Below are 25,312 nucleotides of genomic sequence, written 5' to 3'. Positions count from 1 at the left end.
CCCCGATCGGGGGAGTTCCGCCGTTGCCGGCGCAATGGCACGACGCCCCGGTCGGGGCGCTCGCGCGCCTGCGTGCGGCCGATAGGGTGGGCGTGTGAAGATCGCTCGGTTCAGCCACCATGACGCCATCCGGTACGGAGTCCTCGACGACGACGAGCTCGTCGTGCTCTCGGGGGATCCGATGTTCGCCGGCTTCGAGACCACAGGGGAGCGCGTGCCGCTCGGCGACGCCGTGCTGCTCGCGCCCGTGATCCCGCGGTCGAAGGTCGTCTGCGTCGGGCGGAACTACCGCGCCCACGCGGCCGAGCTCGGCAACGACGTGCCGGCCGAGCCGCTCCTGTTCCTCAAGCCGAACACCTCGGTGATCGGGCCGGGCGACGTCATCGTGCGCCCGCCGCAGAGCCAGAGCACGCACTTCGAGGGGGAGCTCGCGGTCGTGGTCGGCCGCATCGCCAAGAACGTGAAGGCGGCGGACGCGCTCGACTACGTGTTCGGATACACCGCCGCGAACGACGTCACGGCGCGCGACCTCCAGAACAGCGACGGTCAGTGGGCGAGGGCCAAGGGCTTCGACACGTTCTGCCCGCTCGGGCCGGTGATCGAGACGGACTTCGATGTCGAAGCCGGCGAGGTCATCACGCGCGTGAACGGCGAGGTCGCCCAGCAGGGCCCCTTCACCGATATGGTCTTCGGCGTCGCCGAGCTGATCGAGTACATCTCCGCGGCGTTCACGCTGCTGCCCGGCGACGTCATCCTGACCGGAACGCCGGAAGGCGTGGGGCCGTTCGTCGCCGGCGACGCCGTCGAGGTCGAGATCCCCGGCATCGGGACCCTGCGCAACGCGGCGCGCGACGCGGGCTGAGGGGGAGCGGATGACGGGCGCGAACGGGCAGGGCACGCCGCAGGAGCCGTCACCGTACGCGCCCCCGCAGGCGAGCGCGTACTACGCGCCTCCCGGCGCGCACCCCCGGCCGGCCGCGAAGCCGCCGAGCCGCTGGATGGCGATGACGGCGCTGAGCATCGTGATCCCGGCGGCGCTGCTCCGCTTCGTCCCGTTCGTCGGCGGGCTGTTCATCGTGCCGGTCCTCGTCGCGATGGTCTTCGCCGTCCTCGCCCTCGTGATCCAGAAGAGCGCGGTCGGGATGAGCGTCGCCGCTCTCGTGATCGGCGTCGTCGGCCTGATCGTTCCGGTCGTGCTGACGGTCCTGCGCCTGAGCGCGTTGGGGCTGACGATCTTCGGCGTGCTCCAGGAGGGCGGCTGGCAGCCGTGACGCGCGGCCGGTCCCGCGGCATCGAGCACGGGGCGCTCGGGAACTAGAATCGTTCCGATGGCTACCGTTGACCCCCGCACCACCACCGCAACCGGCTCCGACGTCCGCGTGCGCTTCTGCCCCTCGCCGACCGGAACGCCGCACGTCGGCCTCATCCGGACCGCCCTGTTCAACTGGGGCTACGCCAGGCACACGGGCGGCAAGCTGATCTTCCGCATCGAGGACACGGACGCCGCCCGCGACTCGCAGGAGAGCTACGACCAGCTCCTCGAGGCGCTGCGCTGGCTCAAGATCGACTGGGACGAGGGCATCGAGGTCGGCGGGCCCCACGCGCCGTACCGCCAGAGCGAGCGCCACGACCTGCACCGCGACGTGCTCGATGCGCTCATCGAGAAGGGACTCGTGTACGAGAGCTACTCGACGTCCGACGAGATCGACGCGCGCAACGAGGCCAACGGCCGCCCGAAGCAGCAGGGCTACGACAACTTCGACCGCGACCTCACGGACGAGCAGAGGTCCGCGTTCCGCGCCGAGGGGCGCCAGCCGGCGCTGCGCCTGAAGGTGCCGGACGAGGACATCACGTACGTCGACCTCGTGCGCGGTGAGATCACCTTCCCGGCCGGCTCGTTCCCCGACTTCGTGATCGTGCGCCCGAACGGCGTGCCGCTGTACACGTTCGTCAACCCCGTCGACGACGCGCTGATGGGGATCACCCACGTCCTGCGCGGCGAGGACCTGATGCCGTCGACCGGCCGCCAGATCGTGCTGTACCGCGCTCTCATCGAGGCCGGCGTCGCCGAGTTCATCCCGCGCTTCGGGCACATGCCGCTCGTGCTGGGGGAGGGCAACAAGAAGCTCTCGAAGCGCGACCCGCGCGCCGACCTCTTCCTGCAGCGCGAGAAGGGCTTCACGCACGAGGGCCTGCTCAACTACCTCGCGCTCCTCGGCTGGTCGATCGCGCCCGATCGCGACGTCTTCACGCTCGACGAGTTCACTGCCGCTTTCGACATCGCCGATGTGAACCCGAACCCCGCCCGCTTCGACCAGAAGAAGGCGGAGTCGATCAACGGCGACCACATCCGGATGCTCGCGGAGGACGATTTCGCCGAGCGCATCCTGCCGTACCTGGTCGCCGATGGTGTGGTCTCGGCGGAGCCGACCGATGCCGAGCGCGCGCTCGTGGCGAAGGCGGCGCCGCTGATCCAGTCGCGGCTCCCGCTCCTGGGCGAGGCGCCGGGGCTCGTGGGCTTCCTGTTCGCCGACGAGGTCGCGTACGACGATGACGCCGTGGCGAAGCTCGGCGAGAACGCCGTCGAGGTGCTGCGCGCCTCGGCCGCCGCGCTCGAGGGCGTCGACGGGTTCGCGACCGAGGCGATCCAGGACGCGCTCGCCGCCGCCCTGGTCGACGGCCTCGAGCTGAAGCCCCGCGTCGCATACGGCCCGCCGCGCGTCGCGATCTCGGGTCGCCGCGTCTCGCCGCCGCTGTTCGAGTCGATGGAGCTGCTCGGCAAGGAGGAGTCGATCCACCGACTCGTCGCGCTGGCCGACCGGCTCGAGGCGGCGTAGCCGCATCCGGCGGCGTGTCCGGCCCGCTCGCCGCGGGCCTGACACGCGCGGGCGACAGGGCTGAGCGGCTCGGTTTGGCGGTCCGCGCGGCGTCGGGTAAGCTGGATACTCGTTGCGGGGAAGCCCCCGGGACACCATGGGGTATGGTGTAATTGGCAACACAGCGGTTTCTGGTACCGCCATTCTTGGTTCGAGTCCAGGTACCCCAGCAGAGAAGAACCCCCGGCCACGTGCCGGGGGTTCTGCGTTTCCGCTCCGCGCCGCCTCATCGCGCCGCGCGGCGCCCGGCTCCTCCGTGCGGGCTCGCCCTCAGAGGTCGAGCGAATCGCCGGGCTCGAGCACGAAGAACTCGCCGCCGCCCTGCTCCGTCGCCCACTGCAGGCGCGAGCGGTGCATGCTCCTGCCGATCTCCGACAGCGTCATGTCGTGCACCCCGAACGCGCGCCGGGGGCGCACCTCGAGCACGAAGTCCATCGCCTCGCCGATCTTCAGCCAGGGAGCGCCCAGCGGTGCGGCGAGGGCATCGACGGCGACGCCTGCGGGCACGGCGTAGGAATCGCCGGGGTAGTACAGCCGGTCGTCGACGAGAACGCCGACGTTCTCGACGGGCGGGAGCGATTCGTGGATGACGGCGTGGTCGCCGCCGAAGAAGCGCAGCGCGAAGCCCCCGGCGCCGACCTCGTCGCCGGGCGAGACGACCGTGATCCCGTACCCGGGCGCCGCTGCGGCGACTCCCGCCGGCGCGAACACCGGGACACCCGGTGCGGCCCTCAGGATCTCGTCGAGGTGGCCGGGCGTCCAGTGATCCGGATGCTCATGGGTGATCACGACGGCCACCACGTTGTCGAGGTCGCCGAGAGGGGCCGTGAACGAACCGGGATCGAGGATCAGTGTCTTGCCGCCGTCATCGATCCGGAGGGCGGCGTGTTCGTGCTTCGTGACGCGCATGCCTGAAGTCAACTCCTTCCGGCCGCGCTCAGCAAACCCTTCGTGCGGGCGGCGGGCCGCCCCGGTCGCCGGCGCGCCGGCGCACCCCGCCGCCCCGACGTCAGGCGGACGTGATCACGTCGGCGGGGTCGAAGATGCGCTTCCCCAGGGCCTCCTGCGCCGACCGGTAGCCCTCGGGCGTCAGGCCCGAGCGCTCCAGGGCGGCAGCTCGCGCGGGGTAGCCGAAGACGTCGCGCAGCTCGCCGTTCTCGAGCGCCGCCAGGCTCTCGTGCCGCGCCTGGGACCCCGGGTGCACGAAGCCGTGCGGTTCGTACTGGAACAGGTTCCAGCTCCACGCGACCGTGCGTCCGCGCGTGAAGCCCGCCCAGGGCCCTCGTTCGATCCGTTCGCCCGCGTCGGGTGACGAGAGCGCTGCCCGAACCCGTGCCCACCCGTGGGCCCGCCGCTCCTCGGAGGCGCGCCTGGCATTGCGCGCGCTCGCGTCCGCGCTCTCGCCCAGCTCGGCCACGACCTCCGCGAGGGAGAGCGACTCCTCACCCGCGCCGGTGTGCCGGACGAAGCCGCTCGGGACCAGCGACACGAGACGGTTCCAGCGGGCCCGCGCCTCGACGCGCTCGTTCGTGCTGCGCCCCGGGTCGGGGTCCCTCAGCCCCAGGGCGCGCCACCACGCGGCGACGTCGGAACCGCCGGGACGCGACGAGTCGTGGCTGTTCTCGCCATCGGGCCGACCGTTCGGCCGGCGGGGCTCGTGATCAGTGCTCATGGGATCTCCTTCTCGAGGAAGGGCCCGCGCAACCGCGTCGGGCGACGCGGACCCATCGACTTGCCCGCACGCGGATGCGCGGGGCCGGTTCTTCCCCTGGGGCACCCCGCTCGACGGAGGAGGGTTGCCGTGCAACCGGCCAGGTACCGATGGCTGCAGCTCGTGAACCTGGGATGGACTGTATCAGGAGCCGGCGACGTTCCGCAGCGGCCGGTGCCGGCGCGTGCCGGGCGCAGCGGATTACCGCTATCGTGTGAGCGTCGAGGGCGGCACGGACGCGCAGCGCGGTGCCGTCGCATCGCCGCCCGCGTTTCCCGCGGGTCCGCCGGACGCACGAAGGAGAACGCAGATGTCAGAAGTCACGATTCCCGAGCCCGTCGCGTCGTTCATCGACGCGGTCAACCGCCACGACGAGGCGGCGTTCCTCGACGCCTTCGCGCCGGGCGGCTCGGTCGACGATTGGGGGCGCGTCTTCGCGGGGCGCGACGAGATCAAGGCCTGGAGCGACGACGAGTTCATCGGCGCGCACGGCACGCTCTCCGTCGAGGAGGTCGAGGCGGCCGATGGCGTCGTCACGGTCGTCGGCGATTGGCGCTCCACCCACGCGAACGGGCGCTCCGAGTTCGTCTTCGACGTCGACGGCGACCGGCTGTCCCGGATGACGATCCGCGAGGGCTGACGCGAGCTGAGCGCGAACGCCGGAGCGCCCTGGCCCGAATGGGCCAGGGCGCTCGTCTCGCTGCTGCGGTCAGTCCTGCGCGGCGCGGCGGCGCAGGTGCGCCACCGTCAGCGCGCCGCCGCCGAGCAGCAGGGCGGCCGCGCCGAGGGCGATCGGCAGCACCGGGCTCTCGGCACCCGTCACGGCGAGCTCGCCGTCGGACGCAGCTGCGTCCGCACCGGTCGAGGCGTCGTCCTCGTCGTCCGAAACGGCCTCCTCCTGCTGGTCGTCGCGCTGGTCGTCCTGCTGGTCGTCGCGCTGGTCATCCTGCTGGTCGTCGCGCTGGTCGTCCTGCTGGTCGTCGCGCTGGTCGTCCTGCTCGCCGTCCGTGCCGTCGTCCTCACCCGGAACCTCGGGCTCATCCGGCTGCTCGGCGTCGTCGACGACCCAGGCCTCGTTCAGCAGCCACGAGGGCAGCGAGGTGTTGTCGAGGTAGTGGCCGCGCACGTAGTCGAGGTCGGTTCCGAGCGCGGTCACCTGCTCGGCGCCGGCGCCCTTGTAGAAGAAGGGCACCAGCATGTTCGTGTGGTTGTCGCTGTTCCACGTGTGCGCGGCGGAGACGCCGTCGACCTCGGTCGCGAGGGGCTGAACCTCGGCATCAGCGGTCGCGGTCGCAGCGATCGCGGCATCCGAGGCCGCTTCGTCGGTGGCTCCGGTCGTCTCCTCACCCGACGGGAGCTGCACCTCCGGCTCGGTCGCATCCGCGGCCTTCGCGCCCGTCAGCTCGTCGGCGTCCTCGACCTGCGGCTCACTCTCCTCGGCGGTCTCGTCGCGAGCGGGCTCGGTCTCGTCCTCGGCCCCCGCCGTCTCCTGCTCCTCGGCGCCGCCGGGCACGATCGGGCTGAAGTCGCCCTCGAGGTGGCCGTAGAGGTAGCCGGTCTCGTGGTCGGCGGTGACGATCATGAGGGTCTCGTCCCAGCTCGAGTTCTCCTCGATCCATTCGATCGCCGTGTCAACGGCGTCGTCGAAGTCGCGGGTCTCCTCGAGGTTGCGCTCGGAGTCATTGGCGTGGCCGGTCCAGTCGATCGCGCCGCCCTCGACCATGAGCGAGAAGCCCTCGGCGTTGTTGTCCAGCACGTTCAGCGCGCCGGCCGTCATCGTCGGGAGGTCGGTGACGTCGTTCAGCGGGGCGCCCTCGCTGCGCGCCTGCTGCAGGGTCGAGGCGACCTGGGGCACGCCGAAGACCTTCTCGGGCGTCTCGCCGCTCGTGAGCGCCGCGAAGCCCTCGTTCGTCTCGATGAACTCGCGGTCGGTCACCCCGTTCGAGACGGCGCTCCAGTCCGCCTCCGAGACGTACGAGAAGTCACCCTCGGCGACCGGCTCGTTGTCGTCGCTGTAGAACGGGTGGCCGGCGCCCATGACGACCTCGAGGTCGCCCGTGATCTGCTCGTGGGCGATCTCCTGGTAGTTGTTGCGCGTCTCGTTGTGCGCCGAGAACGCGGCGGGCGTCGCGTGCGAGTATGGGACCGACGAGACGACGCCCGCCGACTTGCCCAGCTCGTGCGCGCGCTGCGAAAGGTTCTCGAGCTCCGCGCCGTCAGCGTCGACGCCGAGGCCGCCGTTGTACGTCTTGTGACCCGTGGCCATCGCGGTGCCCGCGGCGGCCGAGTCCGTCGGGCTCTGCTTGTTCCACTCGAAGTCGGTCCACGACTGAGCGGGGTCGTACGCGGGGCCGTCGATCCAGTTCGTCGACATGCCGAGGTGCTGCCACGCCTGCCAGCCGTCGGCCGGCGTCGTGTTGTGCCCCGAGTGGTTGACCTTGTTGTCGCCGCCGCGCTGCACCTGCCAGTGCACCTCGCCCGTGTCTTCGGCGTTCATCAGGTCGATGTGGTTGTAGCCCATGCCGTCGCCGATCATGATGATGACGTTCTTGGGGGCGGGGGCGGTTTCCTCGGCAGTTGCCGCTGCGGGGGCTGCGAGGGCGCAGCCGCCCACGAGCGCGAGGGCGAACGTGCCGGTGAGCACCGGCTTCGTGCTTCGCGAGAGCTTCAAGGGGATCCCTCTCATCGTTGGTCTTCCTGCGGACCCGCCCGACGCTATGGGCGCTGGGTGTCGCGCCGGCGTCGTCGCAGTGAATGCTCTCAGCGCCGAGGTGAACGCCATGGAATATCGGAACGAAGGTCGCGTGAAGCGCGGCGCGCCTATCGGCTCGGAGCTCGGGCGATTGAGCGGCGACCGGATGGAGTCGCGGGGTGGCATATATGCGACGGCGTGAAAGCTTAGGCATTCGTGCCGTGGCACTCGCACGATCGATGGATGGCCGAAACGCATTCCGCCGCCTCTGCCGAGGTCGGGCGCCGCATCGCGGCCGCGCGCACGCGCGCCGGCGTGAGCGCACGTGCGCTCGCGGAGTGCGCGGACATGGATCTCACGAACTACCAGCGCATCGAGCGGGGCAGGGGGAACCCGACGCTGTCGACCCTGCTGCAGATCGCGACGGCGCTCGAGGTCGACGTCGGCGCCCTGATCACAGGTCTGACGGCGGCGCAGCTGCAGAACGGCCGGCAGCCCTACGGCTACAGCGAGCTGCCACGGCGGCGCCGCGGCCCTCGCGTCGAGTACTGATGCGGGGCGGGGCTGCGCGGCGCGGCGGTCGTCACATCACGTCGCCGATGTAGCTGTACTTCACGAAGGTCTCCGGCGCGTACCCCGCGTCGATGAGCAGGCCCTGCACCGCCGTGAGCATGTACTTCGAGTCCCAACCCATGTACAGGTACGCGCCCTCGCCGAGCTCGTCCCAATGCCCGTTCCACGCCATCGCGGGGTAGATCGGGCCGCCCTGGCGGTCGCTGTAGTCGACCAGGACCTGTCGGTCCTCGGCCCAGAGCCGCTTGAAGACGCGGTTGAAGAGGTACTTGACGTCGTAGACCTCCCAGTGCTCGCCGCGGAACTCGACGTAGTCGAACTCCCGCTCCCAGCCGCGGGGCCAGCCGCGCCGCAGCTTCGCGTCGAGCACGGGGGTGAGGCCGTCGTCGTCGATCAGCACGACGGCGGGGCGCTTCCAGATGTCGAGGAACTCCGCGACGAGGCGCTCGGTGCGAGCCGAGACCGCCGCCGTCGACCACGCGTCCGCCGCGGCCAGATCGGCCGAGATCCGGACACCGCTGCGCGCGTAGACCGCGTCGCGCTTGTCCGCGAACGTCGTGGCAGCGAAGGCGCCCTCCGCGAGCTCGTCCTCGACGAGCGTGAGGTTGCCGAGAGTGGGGGCGAGGGCGCGGAAGCTGTTCTGCTCGTCCTCGGTCAGGTCGGTCCATGCGCGCTCGCCGTCGCCGGACCAATCGTCGGCGGGGGCGAGGGGGAAGATGTGGTCGACGCCCGCGGTCGAGATGTCATCGACGCCGGCGAGGCGCCCGAGGACGTACTCGGGGTGGGGGAGCTCGCCGTACTTGAGCGACACGCGCACGCGCTCGTCCGACGGCGTGATGCGGGCGATCGCCCTGACGAGGGCGTCGTGGGACTCATCGCGCGCGCGGCACATCCGTGCCACGAGCCGGTCGAGCGGAAGCCCGATGATCTGGCGCCGCAGCAGCAGCGACTGCACGTGCTCGAGCACGGCGATCAGCTCCTCGCGGCCGATCGCCCCCGCGCGGTGCGCGCGGTACTCGCGCATCACGAGGGGGAACATGCCCTTGCCGAACACGCCGACGTATCCGAGGTGCCTCGCGATCTCGGCGTCCGGTTCCCGCGCCGGTTCGAGCAGCGTGCGGTAGACCTCGGCGTACTCCCGCCACTCGGCCGCCTGGGCCCGCAGGCCGGGCAGCTCCAGGCGGGGGAAGGAGCGCTGGAACGCGTCGTACACGCTGCGCTCGCCCTCGATCAGCACCTCGCGTCCCGTGAGCATGATGAGGTAGTGCCGCCAGAAGGTGCCGATCTGCTCGCCCGTCGCCTCCTCGATCGGGAGCCAGAACTGTTCCTCGATCTCGGTCTGCTCGGCGTGCGTCAGGCCCATGAGGACGTAGTTGTGGATCAGCTCGTGGTCGCGCAGAGGGGCACCGGTCGAGTTCAGGCTCTCGAACGTCTGCTGTGCGTTCGCGTCGGCGCCGAGGGTGATCGCGACGTGCTCCAGCTTGCGCAGGCCGCGCCAGATCCGCGGTGCCTCATCCGGTTGGATCTGGCTGCGGAAGAACGCGTAGTTGTCATCGAAGCGCGACTCGCGCATGGCGTCGTCGGGCGAGCGGCGGTCGAGGACGACGCTCTCGAACACGTCGGCCCATTCCCTGTGGGGGCGCAGCTTCGTGCGGTCGGGGTCGTCGGCGCGGACCAGCACGCGCTCGAGCTCGGCGGCCAGGGCGGGGTCCGTGTCGCGCACGGTGTGGTGCAGCGCGGCGATCAGCAGCATCAGCGTCGTGGTGCGCTGCTGGCCGTCGATGAGCACGAGCGCCGCCTCGTCCGGGTTCGAGTTGTGCGACGACAGGATCGAGCCGATGAAGTGCGTGTGCGCGTCGTCGTGCTCCGAGACGGCCCGGATGTCCGAGAGCAGCTGCTCGCAGCCGCCGATGTCCCAGCGGTACTGCCGCTGATACACGGGGACGACGATCGTGGTGCCCGGGTCCGCGAGCCAGGCGACCGTGTTCACGGCCGTGGCATCGACGTTGGTCGCGGAAGTCTTTGAACCGGTCGTGTTGCTCATCGCCATCAATCCTACCGGGGTAGGCTTGCCTTACCTGGGCCTGTAAAAACGTCGCTGGCCCTCCTACGAAAGGCATGTGCACAACATGGGTTACATCAAGTCCGAACTGCTCGAAGAGACCGGCTTCGTCGTCCTCGACCCGTACCAGGGCGAGATCGATCCGAAGGAATGGCTCGACATCGAGTACGTCGACTGGAAGTCGTCGGGCGACACCCGTTTCGCCCCGATCGCGAGCGCCAAGGGCGAGATCGAGTGCAACGGCTTCTGGAACCACAAGCCGCCGCGCACCGACAAGGACGGCGTCTGGATCGACTCGCAGGTCGAGATCGCGCCGACGCTCACTGCCCGCGCCAAGGAGCCGGGCGCGAACGTCGGCCGCTGCCGCATCATCGAGCTGCAGCCGAACACGTACGCCGACTGCCTGTACAACCTGCACCAGGACGACAACAACCGCCTGAACCCGGATGGCACAGGCTGGGTCGTCCGCTCGTTCTTCCAGCTCACGGATGACGTCGACAGCTTCTTCGTCCTGCGCGACAACCGCACCGACCCGAGCGTCGAGTACCGGCTGCAGCTGCGCGCGGGCACGCAGCTCGTGATCGACACGCAGCGCCTGTGGCACGCGGCCACCCACGTCGGCAACGACCCTCGCTACTGCCTGATCAACTCGTGGGAGTCCGGCCCCGAGCTCGACGCGTACCTCGAGAAGTACAACGCCACCAAGGAGTACGAGCAGTTCTACGTTCCGCAGGACGTGCTCGACGCCGGCCAGGCCGAGCAGGAGCGCCGCCTCGCCGCCCGCGCCGCCTACTACGCGGCCAAGGGGCAGAAGGAGAAGGTGGCGATGAGTGAGGCGTGAGCCTCCTCGCACCATCGGGGCGCCTCGGCCGAACGGTCGGGGCGCCCCCCGCGCATCCGGGCGGCGGTCGCGCTCGGCGCGTCCGATTTGCGGTCATCCGGATGAACGTGGCATAGTATCCAGGTTGCCTCGCGAGCTGTCGGGTGGCGACGCGCGACTGGCCCCATCGTATAGCGGCCTAGTACTCCGCCCTCTCACGGCGGCAACGCGGGTTCGAATCCCGCTGGGGTCACCAGTCGAAGAGCCCGGTTCATCCGAACCGGGCTCTTCTCGTTCCCTCTGCGGGTCGCGTCGCCGAGCGCGGTGCCCGCGGCGGGTGGGACGGGCGACACGCGCGGAGGCCGGCGGTGATTTGTTCGGCGCATGCGCCGCGTGGCATAATCTTCTAGTTGCCGATCGCGAGACCGGCGACAGAAACTCAAGACTGGCCCCATCGTATAGCGGCCTAGTACTCCGCCCTCTCACGGCGGCAACGCGGGTTCGAATCCCGCTGGGGTCACCAGTCGAAAAGCCCGGTTCTCCTGAGCCGGGCTTCTTCGTACCCCGCGAGAACCGGTGTGCGCGGCCTCACCGCCGCCACCCGGTAAGCTTGCGGAGCGAAAGGGAGTATCCCGCAAACGCGCGTTCGTCATCACGTGCCCGGCTCCGGGCTCCGGGCGCGCACCGCCCGTCGGGGCGGGGGAGAGACTTTCGGATCCTGGACACCCATCATCCGAAAGGCACCGCCCTTGCTCGAAATCCCGCTCGCCTTCGAGATCATCTCTCTCGTCGTGCTCACGCTGATCCTGGTCGGCGACCTCCTCCTGATCATCAAGCGCCCCCACATTCCCTCGACGAAGGAATCCGGGCTCTGGGTCGCGTTCTACGTCACGCTCGCGCTGATCTTCGCGCTCGTGCTGTTCTTCGTCGCGGGCGGCGAGGCCTCCCGCGACTTCGTCATCGGCTGGGCGATGGAGTACAGCCTGTCGATCGACAACCTGTTCGTGTTCGTGCTGCTGATGTCGCAGTTCTCGGTCCCCCGGCGGCACCAGCAGCAGGTGCTGATGGTCGGCATCATCATCGCTCTCATCCTGCGCGCGATCTTCATCGTCGTGCTGGGCGCCGCGGCCAACGCGCTGAGCCCGATCTTCTACGTCTTCGGCGCCTTCCTCATCTACACGGCGATCAAGCAGTCGCTGCCCGACGCGCATCAGGACGAGGCGGACAAGGAGAACTTCATCCTCCGCGTCCTGCGCCGCTTCATGAACGTCAGCGACAACTACGACGGTTCGAAGCTGCGCACGATGGAGAACGGCAAGAAGGTCTGGACGCCGATGATCATCGTCTTCGTGGCGATCGGCATGACCGACCTGATGTTCGCGATCGACTCCGTTCCCGCGATCCTGTCGATCACGACCAACACCTACATCGTCTTCACCGCGAACCTGTTCGCCCTGATGGGCCTGCGCCAGCTGTACTTCCTGATGGGCGACATGCTCGACAAGCTGCGCTACCTGCACTACGGCGTCGCGTTCATCCTGGGCTTCATCGGCGTCAAGCTCATCCTGCACGCGATGCACGACAACGAACTGCCGTTCATCAACGGCGGCGAGCACATCGAGTGGGTGCCCGAGATCAGCAACTGGTTCTCGCTCGGCGTGATCATCGCGTCGATGACCGTCGCCACGGTGCTCAGTCTCATCGCGAACGCCCGCGAGAAGAAGCGCCAGGAGGTCGAGTCCGGCACGGAGTAGTCCGCCGCACGCACCGGACGACCACGGGGTGCGATTCTGCCAAGCCGGCGGGGTCGCACCCCCTCGCGCACCTGGCGCATTGCACGCCGGCGCGGGGTGCCGCGCGCAGAGTGCTACCCTGGGGGTATGCGAGCGACTCTCCTTCTTCGTCGCCGCGGCGGGTCTACGTCCTAGGGCCACCTCGTCGCGGAGTCCCGATGCGCCCGCACGACTGACGAGACCCTGAGGACCACCGAGCGATGACCGCTGACACTTCCATTCCGTCGATCCCCGACAACCCGCGCACCCTGGCCGAGAAGGTCTGGGCCGACCACCTGGTGTCGAAGGGCGAGGACGGGCAGCCCGACCTGATCTACATCGACCTCCACATCATGCACGAGGTCACCAGCCCGCAGGCGTTCGACGGCCTGCGCGCCGAGGGGCGTCCCGTGCGCCGCCCCGACCTCACGATCGCGACGGAGGATCACAACACCCCGACGATCGACATCGACAAGCCGATCGCCGATGAGACGAGCCGCACGCAGATCGACACCCTCCGCAGGAACGCCGAGGAGTTCGGCATCCGCCTGCACCCGCTGGGCGACGCGGAGCAGGGCATCGTGCACGTCGTCGGCCCGCAGTTGGGCCTCACGGTACCCGGCAGCACCGTCGTCTGCGGCGACAGCCACACGTCGACGCACGGCGCATTCGGCTCGATGGCCTTCGGCATCGGGACGAGCGAGGTCGAGCACGTGCTGGCCACGCAGACGCTGCCGCTGAAGCCGTTCAAGACGATGGCGATCAACGTCGAGGGGGAGCTGCGCCCCGGCGTCACGGCGAAGGACATCATCCTCGCCGTGATCGCGAAGATCGGCACGGGCGGCGGCCAGGGCTACGTGCTCGAGTACCGCGGCAGCGCCATCCGCGCGCTCTCGATGGAGGGGCGGATGACGATCTGCAACATGTCGATCGAGGCCGGCGCGCGCGCCGGTATGGTCGCGCCCGACGAGAAGACCTTCGCGTACGTCGAGGGTCGCCCGCACGCGCCGCAGGGCGAGGAGTGGGACAGAGCCGTCGCATACTGGAAGACGCTGCCCACCGACGAGGGCGCGACGTTCGACGCCGAGGCCCTCATCGACGCGAACGAGCTCGAGCCGTTCGTGACGTGGGGGACCAACCCCGGCCAGGGCGTGCCGCTGAGCGAGAACGTGCCCGACCCCGCTTCTCTCGCCGACCCGACGGCGAGGGCCGCGGCCGAGCGCGCGATCGAGTACATGGACCTCGTGCCGGGCACCCCGATGAAGGACGTCCGCGTCGACACGGTGTTCATGGGCTCCTGCACGAACAGCCGCATCGAGGACCTGCGTGCCTTCGCATCCGTGATCGCGGGCCGCACCAAGGCTGAGGGCGTCCGCGTCATGGTCGTTCCCGGATCCGCCAGGGTTCGGCTGGAGGCCGAGGCGGAGGGCATCGACAAGATCGTCACGGACTTCGGCGGCGAGTGGCGCTTCGCCGGCTGCTCGATGTGCCTGGGGATGAACCCCGATCAGCTGGCGCCCGGCGAGCGCAGCGCGTCGACCAGCAACCGCAACTTCGAGGGCCGCCAGGGCAAGGGCGGGCGCACGCACCTCGTGTCCCCGCTCGTGGCAGGGGCGACGGCCGTGCGCGGCACGCTGTCGAGCCCTTCCGATCTCGAACCGATCGCGGAACCTGCCCTGACGGGCGCGGAGGCATAGACGTCATGGAGAAGTTCACCACCCACACCGGAATCGCCGCTCCGCTGAAGCGCTCGAACGTCGATACCGACCAGATCATCCCCGCCGTGTTCCTGAAGCGCGTCACCAAGACGGGCTTCGAGGACGCGCTGTTCTCGGCCTGGCGGCAGGACGACGGCTTCGTCCTGAACCAGCCCGCCTTCCAGGGCGCGTCCGTGCTCGTCGCCGGCACGGACTTCGGCACGGGGTCGAGCCGCGAGCACGCCGTCTGGGCGCTGCGCGACTTCGGCTTCAAGGTCGTGCTCTCGCCGAAGTTCGCCGACATCTTCCGCGGCAACTCCGGCAAGCAGGGCCTCGTCGCCGGGGTCATCACGGAGGACGTCAAGGAGGAGCTCTGGCGTCGGATCGATGCGGACCCCGGGAGCAGCATCACGGTCAGCCTGGTGGACCGCACCGTGACACACGGCGACTTCACGGCCGGCTTCGAGATCGACGATTACACTAGGTGGAGGCTCCTCGAGGGGCTCGACGACATCGGACTCACCCTGCGTGAGGCCGACGCGATCGAGGCGTTCGAGGCCCGCCGCGAATCGTGGCGGCCCACGACCCTGCCGGTCAGGTGAGCCAGGAGCAGACCCGCTCCACACAGTAGGGGCAAGCCGGCTCCTGACGGCGGCCAGCCGCCGTCGCGACGAAGTGAGGCTAATAGATGACGCTTCTGGGAACCACGGGCACGACCCTCCAGGACACATCCGTCGACACGATCGAGATCCGGGGCGGCAGGCCGCTCCGGGGTCAGGTCGACGTCCGCGGCGCGAAGAACCTGGCGACGAAGGCCATGGTGGCGTCTCTGCTCGGCGAGACTCCCAGCACGCTCCGCGACGTCCCGGCGATCCGCGACGTCGAGGTGGTCCGCTCGCTGCTCGAGGTGCACGGCGTGACCGTGACCGAGGGCGACGAGCAGGCATCGCTCGTCCTCGACCCGGCCGATGCCGAGTCGGCGGGCTTCGAGGAGATCGACGCGCACTCCGGGTCGAGCCGCATCCCGATCCTGTTCTGCGGCCCCCTCCTGCACCTGCTCGGGCAGGCGTTCATCCCGGATCTCGGCGGCTGCCGCATCGGCGACCGGCCGATCGACTTCCACCTCGACGCCCTGCGCAAGTTCGGTGCCGTCGTCGACAAGCAGCCCAACGGCATCCGGCTCTCGGCGCCCGACGGGCTCCGCGGCGCGAGCATCGAGCTGCCCTACCCGAGCGTCGGCGCCACGGAGCAGGTGCTGCTGACGGCCGTCAAGGCCAAGGGCGTCACCGAACTGCGCAACGCGGCGATCGAGCCCGAGATCATGGACCTGATCGGCGTCCTGCAGAAGATGGGCGCGATCATCTCCTACGAGCCGAACCGCGTCATCTTCATCGAGGGCGTCGAGCAGCTGCGCGGCTACGACCACCGCAGCCTGTTCGACCGCAACGAGGCCGTTTCGTGGGCGTGCGCCGCGCTCGTCACCGACGGCGAGATCTTCGTCAAGGGCGCGCGCCAGTACGAGCTGCTCACGTTCCTCAACGTGTACCGCAAGGTCGGCGGCGACTTCGACATCACCGACGACGGCATCACGTTCCGCCGCGGCACTACGCCGCTCAAGGCGGTCACGGTCGAGACCGACGTGCACCCCGGCTTCATGACCGACTGGCAGCAGCCCCTGATCGTGGCGCTGACGCAGGCTGAGGGCACGTCGATCGTGCACGAGACCGTCTACGAGAACCGCTTCGGCTTCACCGACGCGCTCGTGAAGATGGGGGCTGACATCGTCGTGCACAAGGACGGCATCGACGCGCCGGATCGTCGCGTCGCCCGCCGCCCGCTCGAGCAGGCGGCCGTGATCAACGGCCCGACGCCGCTCAAGGGGATCGATATGGTCGTTCCCGACCTCCGCGGCGGGTACAGCCATGTGATCGCGGCGCTCGCGGCCGAGGGCACCTCGCGCGTGACCGGCATCCGACTGATCAGCAGGGGTTACGAGATGTTCCTCGACAAGCTGACCGCTCTGGGCGCCGACTTCGACGTCGTGGGCTGAGCCGTGTCCCGCGCACTCCGCGCGTCGCGCGAGAAGACCCGGCCGAGCGTTTTCTGGCTCCTCGCGGCCGCCGTCGTGCCGCTCGTGGCCTGGTTCGCCAAGTTCGACATCCGTGGCGGTGAGAAACTGCCGCGCGAAGGTGCCTACGTACTCGCGCCGAACCATCACAGCGAGATCGACCCGCTCACGGTCGCGGTCGCGACGTGGAAGCTCGGCAGGGCGCCGCGTTTCCTCGCGAAGGAGAGCCTGTTCCGCGTGCCCGTGCTCGGCGCGGCGATGCGGGCCACCAAGATGATCCCGGTCGCCCGCGGCGGGCGCGGGTCGGAGGCGCTGAAGCAGGCCGAGATCCTCGTGCAGCACGCCACGGGGGTGATCGTCTACCCCGAGGGCACGCTCACGCGCGACCCCGATCTGTGGCCGATGCGCGGCAAGTCGGGGGCCGTGCGGATCGCGATGGCGGGCGGCCTTCCCGTCATCCCCATGGCGCACTGGGGCGAGCAGCAGTTCATGCCCCGCTACGGCAAGCTCAAGCTCTTCCCTCCCCGGCGGCGCGTGCAGGTGCTGATCGGCGACCCTATCGATCTCTCCGACCTGCAGCAGACGGGCGAGCGCAACCCGAAGGCCGAGCGGGCGGCGATCGACGAGGCGACGAACCGCGTGATGGACGCCATCACCGCGCTGCTCGCAGAACTGCGCGGTGAGGAGGCGCCCGCCGAACGCTGGGATCCGGCGAAGCACGGGCAGAACGAGACGGGCCGGATATGACGGCCCGCGTCGTCGTCCTCGGCGCCGGCAGCTGGGGCACCACCTTCGGCAAGGTCCTCGCGGACGGCGGCTCGCAGGTGACGATGTGGGCGCGCCGACCGGAGCTCGCCCACGAGATCGACGAGGCCAAGCGCAACTCGCAGTACCTGCCCGGCATCAACCTTCCGCGCGGCATCCGGGCCACGAGCGACCTCGCGCGCGCCGTCGCCGGGGCCGACCAGATCTACGTATCGGTGCCGAGCAGGACGGCGCGCGACGCGCTCAAGCAGGTGCGCCCCGTCATCCGCGGCTCGGACGCGCCGATCGTGAGCCTGATGAAGGGGGTCGAGAAGCGCTCCGGCCTCCGGATGAGCCAGGTGATCGAGGAGGCCGTCGGATGCGATCCCGACCGCATTGCGGTCGCGAGCGGCCCGAACCTCGCCCTCGAGATCGCCCGCGAGCAGCCGACGGCGGCCGTCGTCGCATCGGCGAGCGAGGCCACGGCGGCCTCGGTCGCGAGCGTCGCGGCGAACCGCTACTTCGGCACCTTCGTGAACACGGACGTCCCCGGCACGGAGTTCGGGGGAGTGCTGAAGAACCTCATCGCACTGGCGATCGGCATCGTCGACGGCGTCGGCTACGGCGAGAACACGAAGGCCTCGATCATCACGCGCGGCCTCGTCGAGATGACGGACTTCGCGGTCGCCTACGGTGGCCAACCGGGCACACTGCAGGGCCTCGCCGGGCTCGGCGACCTGATCGCGACCTGCCAGTCGCCGCTGAGCCGCAACAACACGGCGGGGCGGCTGCTCGGCCAGGGCTACACGCTGAGCGACGTCGTCGCCCACATGGAGCAGACGGCGGAGGGCCTCGGATCGGTCGGGCCGATCCTGAAGCTCGCCAGGGCGAAAGGCGTCGACATGCCGATCGCGCATCAGGTGAAGATGGTGCTCGATGGCACGATGGACCCGGCGCAGATCGCGCCCCACCTCACTTCCGATGGAGCCCCCCAGGGCGAAGGGACTCACAATGGCCAGGACGACCGTGGCGGTGCTCTTCGGAGGGCGTTCCAGCGAGCACTCGATCTCTTCCGCGACGGCGGGGGGAGTGCTCGGCGCGATCGACCGTGAGCGCTTCGACGTCATCCCCGTCGGAATCACGCGCGACGGCGTCTTCGTGCTCGAGCAGGACGACCCCTCGCGTTTCGCGCTCGACGCGCAGAGGCTGCCGGAAGTGGTGGACAACGGCACTCGCGTGATCTGGCCGCTGCCGGGCGAGGGCCGCGCGCTCCGGGTGCGGCGCGCCGACGGCACGGAGTCGTCGCTCGGCGACGTCGACGTCGTCCTACCGATCCTGCATGGCGTGCACGGGGAGGACGGCACGATCCAGGGCTTCTTCGACACCCTCGAGATCCCGTACGCGGGCGGCGGCGTCGTCGATTCGGCCATGGCCATGGACAAGGACATCACCAAGGTCGTCCTGAGCGCGGCGGGAATCCCCGTCTCGCCGGGCTTCACGGTGCGCGCGCGCCGGTGGGCCCACGACGAGGCCGGGGTGCGCGCCGAAGCCGCGGAGCTCGGCTACCCCGTCTTCGTGAAGCCGGCCCGCGCCGGGTCGAGCGTGGGCGTGTCGAAGGCGCACGACCCGGACGAACTGGCCGGCGCCATGCGCACGGCCCTCGCCGAGGACGACAAGGTGCTGCTGGAGACCGCGATCGTCGGCCGAGAGATCGAGGTCGCCGTGCTCGAGGGTCGGAACGGCGGCGAACCGCGCGTGTCGCTGCCGGGCGAGATCGTGCTCACGACCCGCGAGTTCTACGACTTCGAGGGCAAGTACCTCGGCGGCGACGGCGCGGAGGTCGTCTGCCCCGCCGACCTGACCGACGAGCAGACCGAGCGCATCCGAGACGTCGGCGCTCGAGTGTTCGAAGCACTCGGCTCCCGCGGCTTGGCCCGCGTCGACGTCTTCCTGACCGAGGCGGGCGACGTGCTCGTGAACGAGCCCAACACGATGCCCGGATTCACGCCGATCTCGATGTACCCGAAGTGCTGGATCGCCTCGGGCCTGAGCTATGCCGACCTGATCACGGAACTCATCGACCTGGGCCTCTCCCGCCCCTGAGCACGATCGGCACCCATCGCTATCTCAGTCGTGGCGAGAGAAGGGGCGATCAGGCCGCAACAACTGAGATAGCGGTCCGGTGAGCCGGGAGGGGGGAGTCAGCCGCCGCTTGTGGTCGGGGCGTCCTCGTCCGGGACCACCGTGGCCTCATCGGCGGTCGTGCACCTGCCGTCCTGCGGCAACTGCTGCGCCGCGGCGGACACGGCGTTGAGCGCGTCGTCACCCGTCACGATCTCGGTGTTGACGTACACCTGGGCGGCCGGCGTGCGGCCGTAGGTCGTCATCCGGAGGTTCGGGAACTCGGTGTCGTCGACGATCCAGTCGACGCCGCCGAACGTGACGCACTGCAGCGTGCTCGGCGCGGGCGGTTCGAGCCCGCAGGAGAAGATGGCGTTCGTCCCGGAGTCGTCGCCCCACGCGGCGGTGGCCTGCGCGTCGGTCCACACGCGCGATTGGTCCGCGATGGCGTCGGGCATGCGCACCGACACCTCTGCGCAGACCGGGTCGTTCGCGTCGGCGGCCGGGTCGAGGTGGATCGTGTCGGTGCAGCCGGCGAGCACGGCGGCCGCACCGGCCGCGGCGAGCACGAGGGAGGCGGCGCGGCGGATCACGCACCCAGCGTATGCGCGCGCCGCCGGGAGCCGCCTGAGACGCGGGTGCGCGCCCGGTCCGGTGCTCCGGCACGCGGCAGGGCCGTCGAGCCGCGCGGGCTCGGGCCCTGCTCCCCGCGCTGGCGCGACCGCTCCTCGATCCGGCGCGCTGATGCGCGGCGGAGGCCCGCGCCGCTGGCCGGGGCGACCGGCGCGGGGCCGTCGGGCGCATAGGCTCGTGGGGTGAGCAGCACCGTGGGCGACATGACCGAGGGTGAGATCCTGCGGAGGATCCTGGCCAGGACAGGCGAAGCGCGCGCCGCGGTGATCGGGCCGGGCGACGACGCCGCCGTGCTGCGCGCATCGGGCGACACGGTCGCGACGACCGACACGCTCGTGCACGGGCCGGACTTCCGGCTGGCGTGGTCGAGCGGCTACGACCTCGGCTGGAAGGCCGCCGCCGTCAACCTCGCTGATGTCGCGGCTATGGGAGCCGAGCCGACGGCGCTGCTGGTCGCGCTCGCGATGCCCAACGCCACCGAGATCGGCTTCGTCGAGGCGCTCGCCGACGGCCTGCGCGACGCGTGCGAGGCCCTCGCGCCCGGATGCGCCGTGGTCGGGGGAGACCTCACCGCCTCGGCGACCCTGACGATCGCGGTCACGGCGCTCGGGGACCTCGCGGGGCGGGAGCCGGTGCTGCGCTCGGGCGCCCGCGTCGGCGACATCGTCGCGATCGCCGGGGAGCTCGGGCTCGCGGGCACCGGCCTCCGGATCCTGTTCGACCGCTTCCGCGACGGGGCGGGGGAGCCTCTGCCCGTCGACCCCGCCGACCTCCGCCCCGGGGAGCGCGCTCTGCTCGACGCCCAGCTGCGGCCGGCGCCGCCCCTGGCGCTGGGGGCGACGGCCGCCCGCTCGGGCGCGCACGCCATGATGGACGTCTCGGACGGCCTCGCGCTCGACGCCTCGCGCATGGCGAGGGCATCCGGCGTCTCGCTCGATCTCGATCCGCAGGCGCTGGGCCCCGACATCGACGTCGCCATGACGGGCGGCGAGGACCACGCGCTGCTCGCGACGTTCCCGCGCGGCCCGCTGCCGCCGGGCTTCCGGGAGATCGGGCGCGTCGTCGCCGGGGACGGCGGGGTCCTGCTCGGCGGTGCGCCGTTCGAGGGGCGCGGCGGGTGGGACCCGTATGCCGACTGGGACACCCACGCCGGCTGACGCTCGGTGGTGCGCTATCGGTCGGGCTCGCCCCAGTGCAGCGCCGTGTCGCCGAAGGCCTTCTCCCGCAGGGGGCGCAGGCCTGCGGCCGCCCAGTCCGGCGCGCCCGAACGGGCCGCGCGCTCGACGATGACGAGCGCGTCGTCGACGAGCAGGGGTGCCAGAAGCGCGAGATCGGCGGTCAGCGCGTCGCCCGGCAGATCGTACGGCGGGTCGAGGAAGACCAGGTCGTAGCGCGCCCCCGCACCGCGGAGGAACGGCTGCACCGCGGAGGCGTGGACGCGTGCCTCGCGCCCCGACGCCTTCGCGACGCGTGCGGCATTGCGCCGCACGAGCGCCGCCGACTTGGGAGCGCGCTCGACGAGGTCCGCCGATGCGGCGCCCCTGCTGAGGGCCTCGAGCCCGAGCGCACCCGAGCCGGCGTACAGGTCGAGCACGGCCGTTCCGTCGAGCATCCCGGTCGGCTCGAGGGCACCGAACAGCGACTCCCGCACGCGCTCGCTCGTCGGGCGCGTGCCGGTGCCCGGCACCTCCAGCCGCACGCCGCCCGCGGCTCCCGCGATGATCCTCGTCACCTTCACAGTCTCCCATCCGTCGGCGGCCGGCGACGTTCGGGGCGGGGTGTCGCCACCCGCCGCTCGTCGCCGCCTCCGCTCCGAGCGCGGCGCGCACGCCGGCGGGCGGAAACGTCGGTGCCCGTCAATAAACTCGTGGGCATGGCCCTCACGCTCGACACCCCGCTGGCGGAGGCGCTGCCCGAGAAGCGGGCGGCGTCGCTGAAGCGGTCCTTCGGCATGGCGACCGTCGGCGACCTGATCACGCACTACCCGCGGCGGTACCAGATGCGCGGCGAGCTCACGCCGATCACGGGCCTCACGGAGGGCGAGACGGTGACGATCGTCGCCGAGGTCCGCCACGCGTCGACGCGGCGCATGCGGAACCGCTCCGGGAGCCTGCTCGAGGTCTCCATCAGCGACGGCCGCGGCGAGGCGAAGCTCACGTTCTTCAACCAGGCCTGGCGGCAGAAGGACCTCACGCCGGGCCGCCGCGGCATGTTCTCCGGCAAGGTCGGCCACTTCCAACAGCAGGTCCAGCTCGCGAACCCCGAGTACGAGCTGTTCGACGACTCCGGTGACGCCGACGTCGACGCGGCCGAATGGGCACGGACGCCGATCGCGATCTATCCGGCGACGGCGAAGGATGCCTCGTGGGACATCGCGCGGGCCATCCGGCCCGTGCTCGACGGGCTCGGCGACATCGGCGACCCGCTCTCGCCCGAGCTGCGCGAGCGCGAGGAGCTGCTGCCGTACCGCCGCGCGCTCGAGCTCATCCACCGGCCCACCGCCCTCGAAGACGCTGAGGAGGCCAAGCACACGCTCCGGATGCACGAGGCGATCGTGCTGCAGCTCGCGCTGGCGCAGCAGCGGCGGGCCGTGCACGAGATGCCCGGCACGCCCAGGCACTCCGCCCCCGGCGGGTTCCTCGAGCGCTTCGATGCGGTGCTTCCGTTCGAGCGCACGCCCGACCAGGTCGCCGTGGGCGCCGAGATCGCGGCCGACATCACGGCCGATCACCCCATGAACCGGCTCGTGCAGGGCGAGGTCGGCTCGGGCAAGACGCTCGTCGCCCTGCGCGCGATGCTGCAGACGGCCGAATCGGGCGGCCAGGCGGCCCTGATCGCGCCGACCGAGGTGCTCGCCGCACAGCACCTGCGCTCGATCGCGAAGATGCTCGGGCCGGAGCTGCAGGCCGAGCTGATGCCGACGCTGCTGACCGGGCAGATGGGAGCGGCCGAGCGGCGGCGGGCGGCGCTCCGCGTCGCGTCGGGGCAGGCGCTCATCGTGGTCGGCACGCACGCGCTGCTGAGCGACAAGACGACGTTCGCCGATCTCGGGCTCGTGGTCGTCGACGAGCAGCACCGCTTCGGCGTCGAACAGCGAGAGGCCCTGCGCGCGAAGGGGCGCACGCCGCACATGCTCGTGCTGACGGCGACGCCGATCCCTCGCACCGTCGCCATGACGGTGTTCGGCGACCTCGACGTGTCGACGATCCGCACGATGCCCGCCGGCCGTGCCGGCATCGAGACCTTCGTCGCGCCGCTCCACGACCATCCGTCGTGGTGGTTCCGCGTCTGGCAGCGCGCGGGCGAGGAAGTGCGCAAGGGCCATCAGGTCTTCGCCGTGTGCCCCGCGATCGACGTCGACGACGCGACGGGCAGGGCCGTCGAGGAGGAACCGGACGCCTTCGCTGACGACGCCCCGGAGGAGAGCGCGCGCAAGGGGCCGAAGTGGGGCGTCCTGCAGCTCGCCGCGGCCATCTCCACGCATCCGGACGTCCAGGGCCTGAGGCTCGAGATCCTGCACGGCCGGATGACGAGCGAGGAGAAGGACGCGGCGATGCGCGCCTTCGCCGGCGGCGACATCGACATCCTCGTCGCCACGACCGTCATCGAGGTGGGCGTCGACGTGCCGAACGCCTCGACCATGATCATCGTCGAGGCCGATCGCTTCGGCGTCTCCCAACTGCACCAACTGCGCGGCCGCGTCGGCCGAGGCGAGGTGCTGGGCCTCTGCCTCCTCGTCACCGATGCGGAGCAGGGGTCGCCGGCGCGCGAGCGCGTCGATGCCGTCGCGGCGACGCTCGACGGCTTCGAGCTCGCCGAGAAGGACGTCGAGCTGCGCGGGGAGGGCGACGTGCTCGGCGCGACGCAGTCCGGGCTGCGCAGCTCCCTGAAGCTGCTGCGCGTCGTCAAGGACATCGCGCTGATCGGACGGGCGCGCGAGGTCGCTGAGCGCGTCATCCTGGCAGACCCCGAGCTCGTCGATCATCCGGGCCTCGCCGAGGCCCTCGCGCGCCGGGTCGGCGAGCGCGAACGCGCCGCGATGTCGAAGGCGTAGTCGCGCACCCGTGCCATAGGCTGGGCGCATGAGCAACCGCGTCGCCGTCGTCCCCGGATCCTTCGACCCGCCGACCCAGGGGCACATCGACGTGATCCGCCGTGCGGCGGGCCTGTTCGACGAGCTGCACGTGCTGGTGGTGCACAACCCCGACAAGGACGCCATGCTCCCGATCGCCCAGCGGCTCGAGCTGCTGCAGGAATCGATCACCGAGGCGGGCATCGGGGGGAACGTCGTCGTCGGGTCGTGGAGCGTGGGCCTGCTCGTCGACTACGCGGAGGAGGTCGGCGCGAGCGTGCTCGTGAAGGGCATCCGCTCTCAGGGCGATGTCACGTACGAGACGCCGATGGCGGTCGTGAACAACCACCTCTCGGGCATCGAGACGGTCTTCCTGCTCGCCGACCCCGCCAACTCGGTCGTCTCCAGCTCTCTGGTGCGCCAGGTCGCGGATCTCGGCGGCGACGTCTCGCCGTACGTCCCCGGCCCCGTCGCCAGGTACCTCGAGAAGGCCGGCCCCACCGACTTCTGACGCGCCGGGCGGAGAACGCCGCTGATCAGCGGTCGTGGAGCCGGTGCCGAGTAGACTCGGGGGCGTGAAATCCCACAAATCCGGGCCTTTCGTTCTGCCCGTCCGCGATCTCATCCGCAAGCCGGGCGAGATGCGCGAGCACGCCCTGTCGATCCCCGCGCCCGAGCGCTGGGGCGAGGGCATCGTCTCGATCCCGCAGGGGGGCGAGCTCGCGGTCGAGGCTCGGCTCGAGTCGGTGCACGAGGGCATCCTCGTCTCCGGAACCGTCGACGCGACGTACGAGGGGGAGTGTGGGCGGTGCCTCCGCGAGATCTCCCAGCCTGTCGAAGTCGAGTTCCAAGAGCTTTTCGAGTACCCTGGGGAGGAAGCGGCTGATTACGAGGTTCAAGACGACCACGTGGATCTTGAAACTCTGATCAGGGACGCAACCGTCCTGTCGCTTCCCTTTCAGCCGGTGTGTCAGCCGGATTGCCCCGGCCTTGATCCGGTCACGGGCGAGCCGATGACTCAGAGCGCCGGTGAGAGGCCCGAGCCCGTCGATCCTCGGTGGGCCGGGCTCCAGGAGTTCGCCGAGCAGTTTGGATCGGAACCCACGGGTGCCGATTCCCGGAAAGAAGAGAGTTAGTCATGGCAGGTAACCCCCCGAAGCGCCGCGTTTCCCGCTCGAACACGCGTTCGCGCCGTTCGCAGTGGAAGGCCGAGGCCCCCACGCTGGTCAAGACCGTCGAGAACGGCAAGACCGTCTACAGTCGGCCGCACCAGGCCAAGGTCGTCACCGACTCGCAGGGCACCGAGCTGTTCCTCGAGTACAAGGGCCGCAAGGTCGCTGACGCGTAATCCGACTGTGGCGACACAGGTCGTTTCCGAGACCGACGACATCCGGTCTCTCACCGAGAAGCGGGGGGGGGGGATGGAAGCCCCGCGGGTGGGGGGGGGGGGCAAGCCCCCCGCGGGGCGGGG

24 protein-coding genes, 3 tRNA genes and 1 riboswitch are annotated in these 25,312 nt (G+C 70.5%); of the genes, 21 read left to right on the top strand and 6 right to left on the bottom strand.

Translation table 11 applies throughout. The annotated features are described in order from the left end of the window. Window positions 1–94: 94 nt before the first annotated feature. The 4 genes from C0010_RS02005 to C0010_RS01990 all read left to right on the top strand — a co-directional run bounded on the left by C0010_RS02005 (window position 95) and on the right by C0010_RS01990 (window position 3,046). Window positions 95–862: a fumarylacetoacetate hydrolase family protein gene (locus C0010_RS02005; protein WP_105565356.1), complete on the top strand. Its 768-nt coding sequence runs from the start codon at window positions 95–97 to the stop codon at window positions 860–862. 10 nt (window positions 863–872) lie between these two features. Then, complete coding sequence (locus tag C0010_RS02000; protein WP_105565355.1) at window positions 873–1,271, top strand: hypothetical protein; 399 nt, start codon at window positions 873–875, stop codon at window positions 1,269–1,271. A 57-nt stretch (window positions 1,272–1,328) separates the two neighbouring features. After that, the gene (gene gltX, locus C0010_RS01995; protein WP_105565354.1) at window positions 1,329–2,837 is read left to right on the top strand and encodes a glutamate--tRNA ligase; all 1,509 of its coding nucleotides are present in this window, start codon (window positions 1,329–1,331) and stop codon (window positions 2,835–2,837) included. 137 nt (window positions 2,838–2,974) lie between these two features. Further along, window positions 2,975–3,046, top strand: a tRNA-Gln gene (locus C0010_RS01990). A 100-nt stretch (window positions 3,047–3,146) separates the two neighbouring features. Here C0010_RS01990 and C0010_RS01985 read toward each other — a convergent pair. Both C0010_RS01985 and C0010_RS01980 read right to left on the bottom strand, forming a co-directional pair. Continuing rightward, on the bottom strand, window positions 3,147–3,785 hold the full coding sequence (locus C0010_RS01985; RefSeq protein WP_105565353.1) for an MBL fold metallo-hydrolase: 639 nt from the start codon (window positions 3,783–3,785) through the stop codon (window positions 3,147–3,149). Between the two features lie 100 nt (window positions 3,786–3,885). Further along, window positions 3,886–4,548, bottom strand: a complete 663-nt coding sequence (locus C0010_RS01980; RefSeq protein ID WP_105565352.1) for a hypothetical protein — start codon at window positions 4,546–4,548, stop codon at window positions 3,886–3,888. Between the two features lie 51 nt (window positions 4,549–4,599). Continuing rightward, window positions 4,600–4,716, bottom strand: a riboswitch (SAM riboswitch). A gap of 181 nt (window positions 4,717–4,897) precedes the next feature. Here C0010_RS01980 and C0010_RS01975 point away from each other — a divergent pair. Beyond that, a complete protein-coding gene (locus C0010_RS01975; RefSeq protein WP_105565351.1) occupies window positions 4,898–5,227 on the top strand; it encodes a nuclear transport factor 2 family protein in 330 nt (109 codons plus the stop codon). Between the two features lie 69 nt (window positions 5,228–5,296). On the opposite strand, the gene C0010_RS01970 is transcribed toward C0010_RS01975, so the two are convergent. Next, window positions 5,297–7,258, bottom strand: coding sequence for an alkaline phosphatase (locus C0010_RS01970; protein WP_158685219.1), 1,962 nt, complete (start codon window positions 7,256–7,258; stop codon window positions 5,297–5,299). Between the two features lie 264 nt (window positions 7,259–7,522). Between C0010_RS01970 and C0010_RS01965 the strand changes: the two genes are divergently transcribed. Then, window positions 7,523–7,831 (top strand): helix-turn-helix domain-containing protein, encoded by a 309-nt coding sequence (locus tag C0010_RS01965; RefSeq protein WP_105565349.1) that lies wholly within the window; start codon window positions 7,523–7,525, stop codon window positions 7,829–7,831. A 31-nt stretch (window positions 7,832–7,862) separates the two neighbouring features. On the opposite strand, the gene C0010_RS01960 is transcribed toward C0010_RS01965, so the two are convergent. Beyond that, window positions 7,863–9,896 carry a DUF262 domain-containing protein gene (locus C0010_RS01960; protein WP_105565563.1) on the bottom strand — a complete coding sequence of 678 codons (2,034 nt, stop codon included), beginning with the start codon at window positions 9,894–9,896 and terminating at the stop codon, window positions 7,863–7,865. An 85-nt stretch (window positions 9,897–9,981) separates the two neighbouring features. On the opposite strand from C0010_RS01960, the gene C0010_RS01955 reads away from it, so the two are divergent. The 10 genes from C0010_RS01955 to C0010_RS01910 all read left to right on the top strand — a co-directional run bounded on the left by C0010_RS01955 (window position 9,982) and on the right by C0010_RS01910 (window position 19,118). Further along, window positions 9,982–10,755 carry a hypothetical protein gene (locus tag C0010_RS01955; RefSeq protein WP_105565562.1) on the top strand — a complete coding sequence of 258 codons (774 nt, stop codon included), beginning with the start codon at window positions 9,982–9,984 and terminating at the stop codon, window positions 10,753–10,755. A gap of 159 nt (window positions 10,756–10,914) precedes the next feature. Beyond that, window positions 10,915–10,990, top strand: a tRNA-Glu gene (locus C0010_RS01950). A 191-nt stretch (window positions 10,991–11,181) separates the two neighbouring features. Beyond that, window positions 11,182–11,257 (top strand) — tRNA-Glu (locus C0010_RS01945). 226 nt (window positions 11,258–11,483) lie between these two features. Beyond that, complete coding sequence (locus tag C0010_RS01940) at window positions 11,484–12,488, top strand: TerC/Alx family metal homeostasis membrane protein (protein WP_232531667.1); 1,005 nt, start codon at window positions 11,484–11,486, stop codon at window positions 12,486–12,488. 239 nt (window positions 12,489–12,727) lie between these two features. Further along, on the top strand, window positions 12,728–14,203 hold the full coding sequence (leuC, locus tag C0010_RS01935; RefSeq protein WP_105565348.1) for a 3-isopropylmalate dehydratase large subunit: 1,476 nt from the start codon (window positions 12,728–12,730) through the stop codon (window positions 14,201–14,203). 5 nt (window positions 14,204–14,208) lie between these two features. Then, on the top strand, window positions 14,209–14,805 hold the full coding sequence (leuD, locus tag C0010_RS01930) for a 3-isopropylmalate dehydratase small subunit (protein ID WP_105565347.1): 597 nt from the start codon (window positions 14,209–14,211) through the stop codon (window positions 14,803–14,805). 86 nt (window positions 14,806–14,891) lie between these two features. Further along, a complete protein-coding gene (gene murA, locus C0010_RS01925; protein ID WP_105565346.1) occupies window positions 14,892–16,253 on the top strand; it encodes a UDP-N-acetylglucosamine 1-carboxyvinyltransferase in 1,362 nt (453 codons plus the stop codon). Between the two features lie 3 nt (window positions 16,254–16,256). Beyond that, window positions 16,257–17,018, top strand: coding sequence for a lysophospholipid acyltransferase family protein (locus C0010_RS01920; protein ID WP_105565345.1), 762 nt, complete (start codon window positions 16,257–16,259; stop codon window positions 17,016–17,018). Further along, a complete protein-coding gene (locus C0010_RS01915; RefSeq protein ID WP_105565344.1) occupies window positions 17,015–18,127 on the top strand; it encodes an NAD(P)H-dependent glycerol-3-phosphate dehydrogenase in 1,113 nt (370 codons plus the stop codon). Before C0010_RS01920 ends, C0010_RS01915 begins: the two co-directional genes overlap by 4 nt. Then, the gene (locus C0010_RS01910) at window positions 18,027–19,118 is read left to right on the top strand and encodes a D-alanine--D-alanine ligase family protein (RefSeq protein ID WP_105565343.1); all 1,092 of its coding nucleotides are present in this window, start codon (window positions 18,027–18,029) and stop codon (window positions 19,116–19,118) included. The genes C0010_RS01915 and C0010_RS01910 overlap by 101 nt, the downstream gene beginning before the upstream one ends. A 98-nt stretch (window positions 19,119–19,216) precedes the next feature. On the opposite strand, the gene C0010_RS01905 is transcribed toward C0010_RS01910, so the two are convergent. Next, window positions 19,217–19,729 (bottom strand): DUF3515 family protein, encoded by a 513-nt coding sequence (locus C0010_RS01905; RefSeq protein ID WP_232531666.1) that lies wholly within the window; start codon window positions 19,727–19,729, stop codon window positions 19,217–19,219. A 243-nt stretch (window positions 19,730–19,972) separates the two neighbouring features. On the opposite strand from C0010_RS01905, the gene thiL reads away from it, so the two are divergent. After that, on the top strand, window positions 19,973–20,926 hold the full coding sequence (gene thiL, locus C0010_RS01900; protein WP_105565559.1) for a thiamine-phosphate kinase: 954 nt from the start codon (window positions 19,973–19,975) through the stop codon (window positions 20,924–20,926). A 14-nt stretch (window positions 20,927–20,940) separates the two neighbouring features. Here the strand turns inward: thiL and rsmD are convergent, their stop codons facing one another. After that, on the bottom strand, window positions 20,941–21,501 hold the full coding sequence (rsmD, locus tag C0010_RS01895; RefSeq protein WP_174150235.1) for a 16S rRNA (guanine(966)-N(2))-methyltransferase RsmD: 561 nt from the start codon (window positions 21,499–21,501) through the stop codon (window positions 20,941–20,943). Between the two features lie 141 nt (window positions 21,502–21,642). Here rsmD and C0010_RS01890 point away from each other — a divergent pair, with 141 nt between their 5' ends. The 4 genes from C0010_RS01890 (at window position 21,643) to rpmF (ending at window position 25,189) form a co-directional block, all read left to right on the top strand. After that, complete coding sequence (locus C0010_RS01890; protein ID WP_105565341.1) at window positions 21,643–23,823, top strand: ATP-dependent DNA helicase RecG; 2,181 nt, start codon at window positions 21,643–21,645, stop codon at window positions 23,821–23,823. Between the two features lie 28 nt (window positions 23,824–23,851). Next, window positions 23,852–24,352 carry a pantetheine-phosphate adenylyltransferase gene (gene coaD / locus C0010_RS01885; RefSeq protein ID WP_105565340.1) on the top strand — a complete coding sequence of 167 codons (501 nt, stop codon included), beginning with the start codon at window positions 23,852–23,854 and terminating at the stop codon, window positions 24,350–24,352. Between the two features lie 130 nt (window positions 24,353–24,482). Beyond that, window positions 24,483–24,977, top strand: a complete 495-nt coding sequence (locus C0010_RS01880; protein WP_105565558.1) for a YceD family protein — start codon at window positions 24,483–24,485, stop codon at window positions 24,975–24,977. A gap of 2 nt (window positions 24,978–24,979) precedes the next feature. Beyond that, entirely contained in the window at window positions 24,980–25,189 is a 210-nt protein-coding gene (gene rpmF / locus C0010_RS01875) for a 50S ribosomal protein L32 (RefSeq protein WP_105565339.1), read from the top strand. Window positions 25,190–25,312 lie beyond the last annotated feature (123 nt).

This window comes from Microbacterium halophytorum (genome assembly GCF_002970975.1).
Classification (GTDB): Bacteria; Actinomycetota; Actinomycetes; order Actinomycetales; family Microbacteriaceae; genus Microbacterium; species Microbacterium halophytorum.
This window is presented reverse-complemented; position numbering and strand designations above follow the sequence as displayed.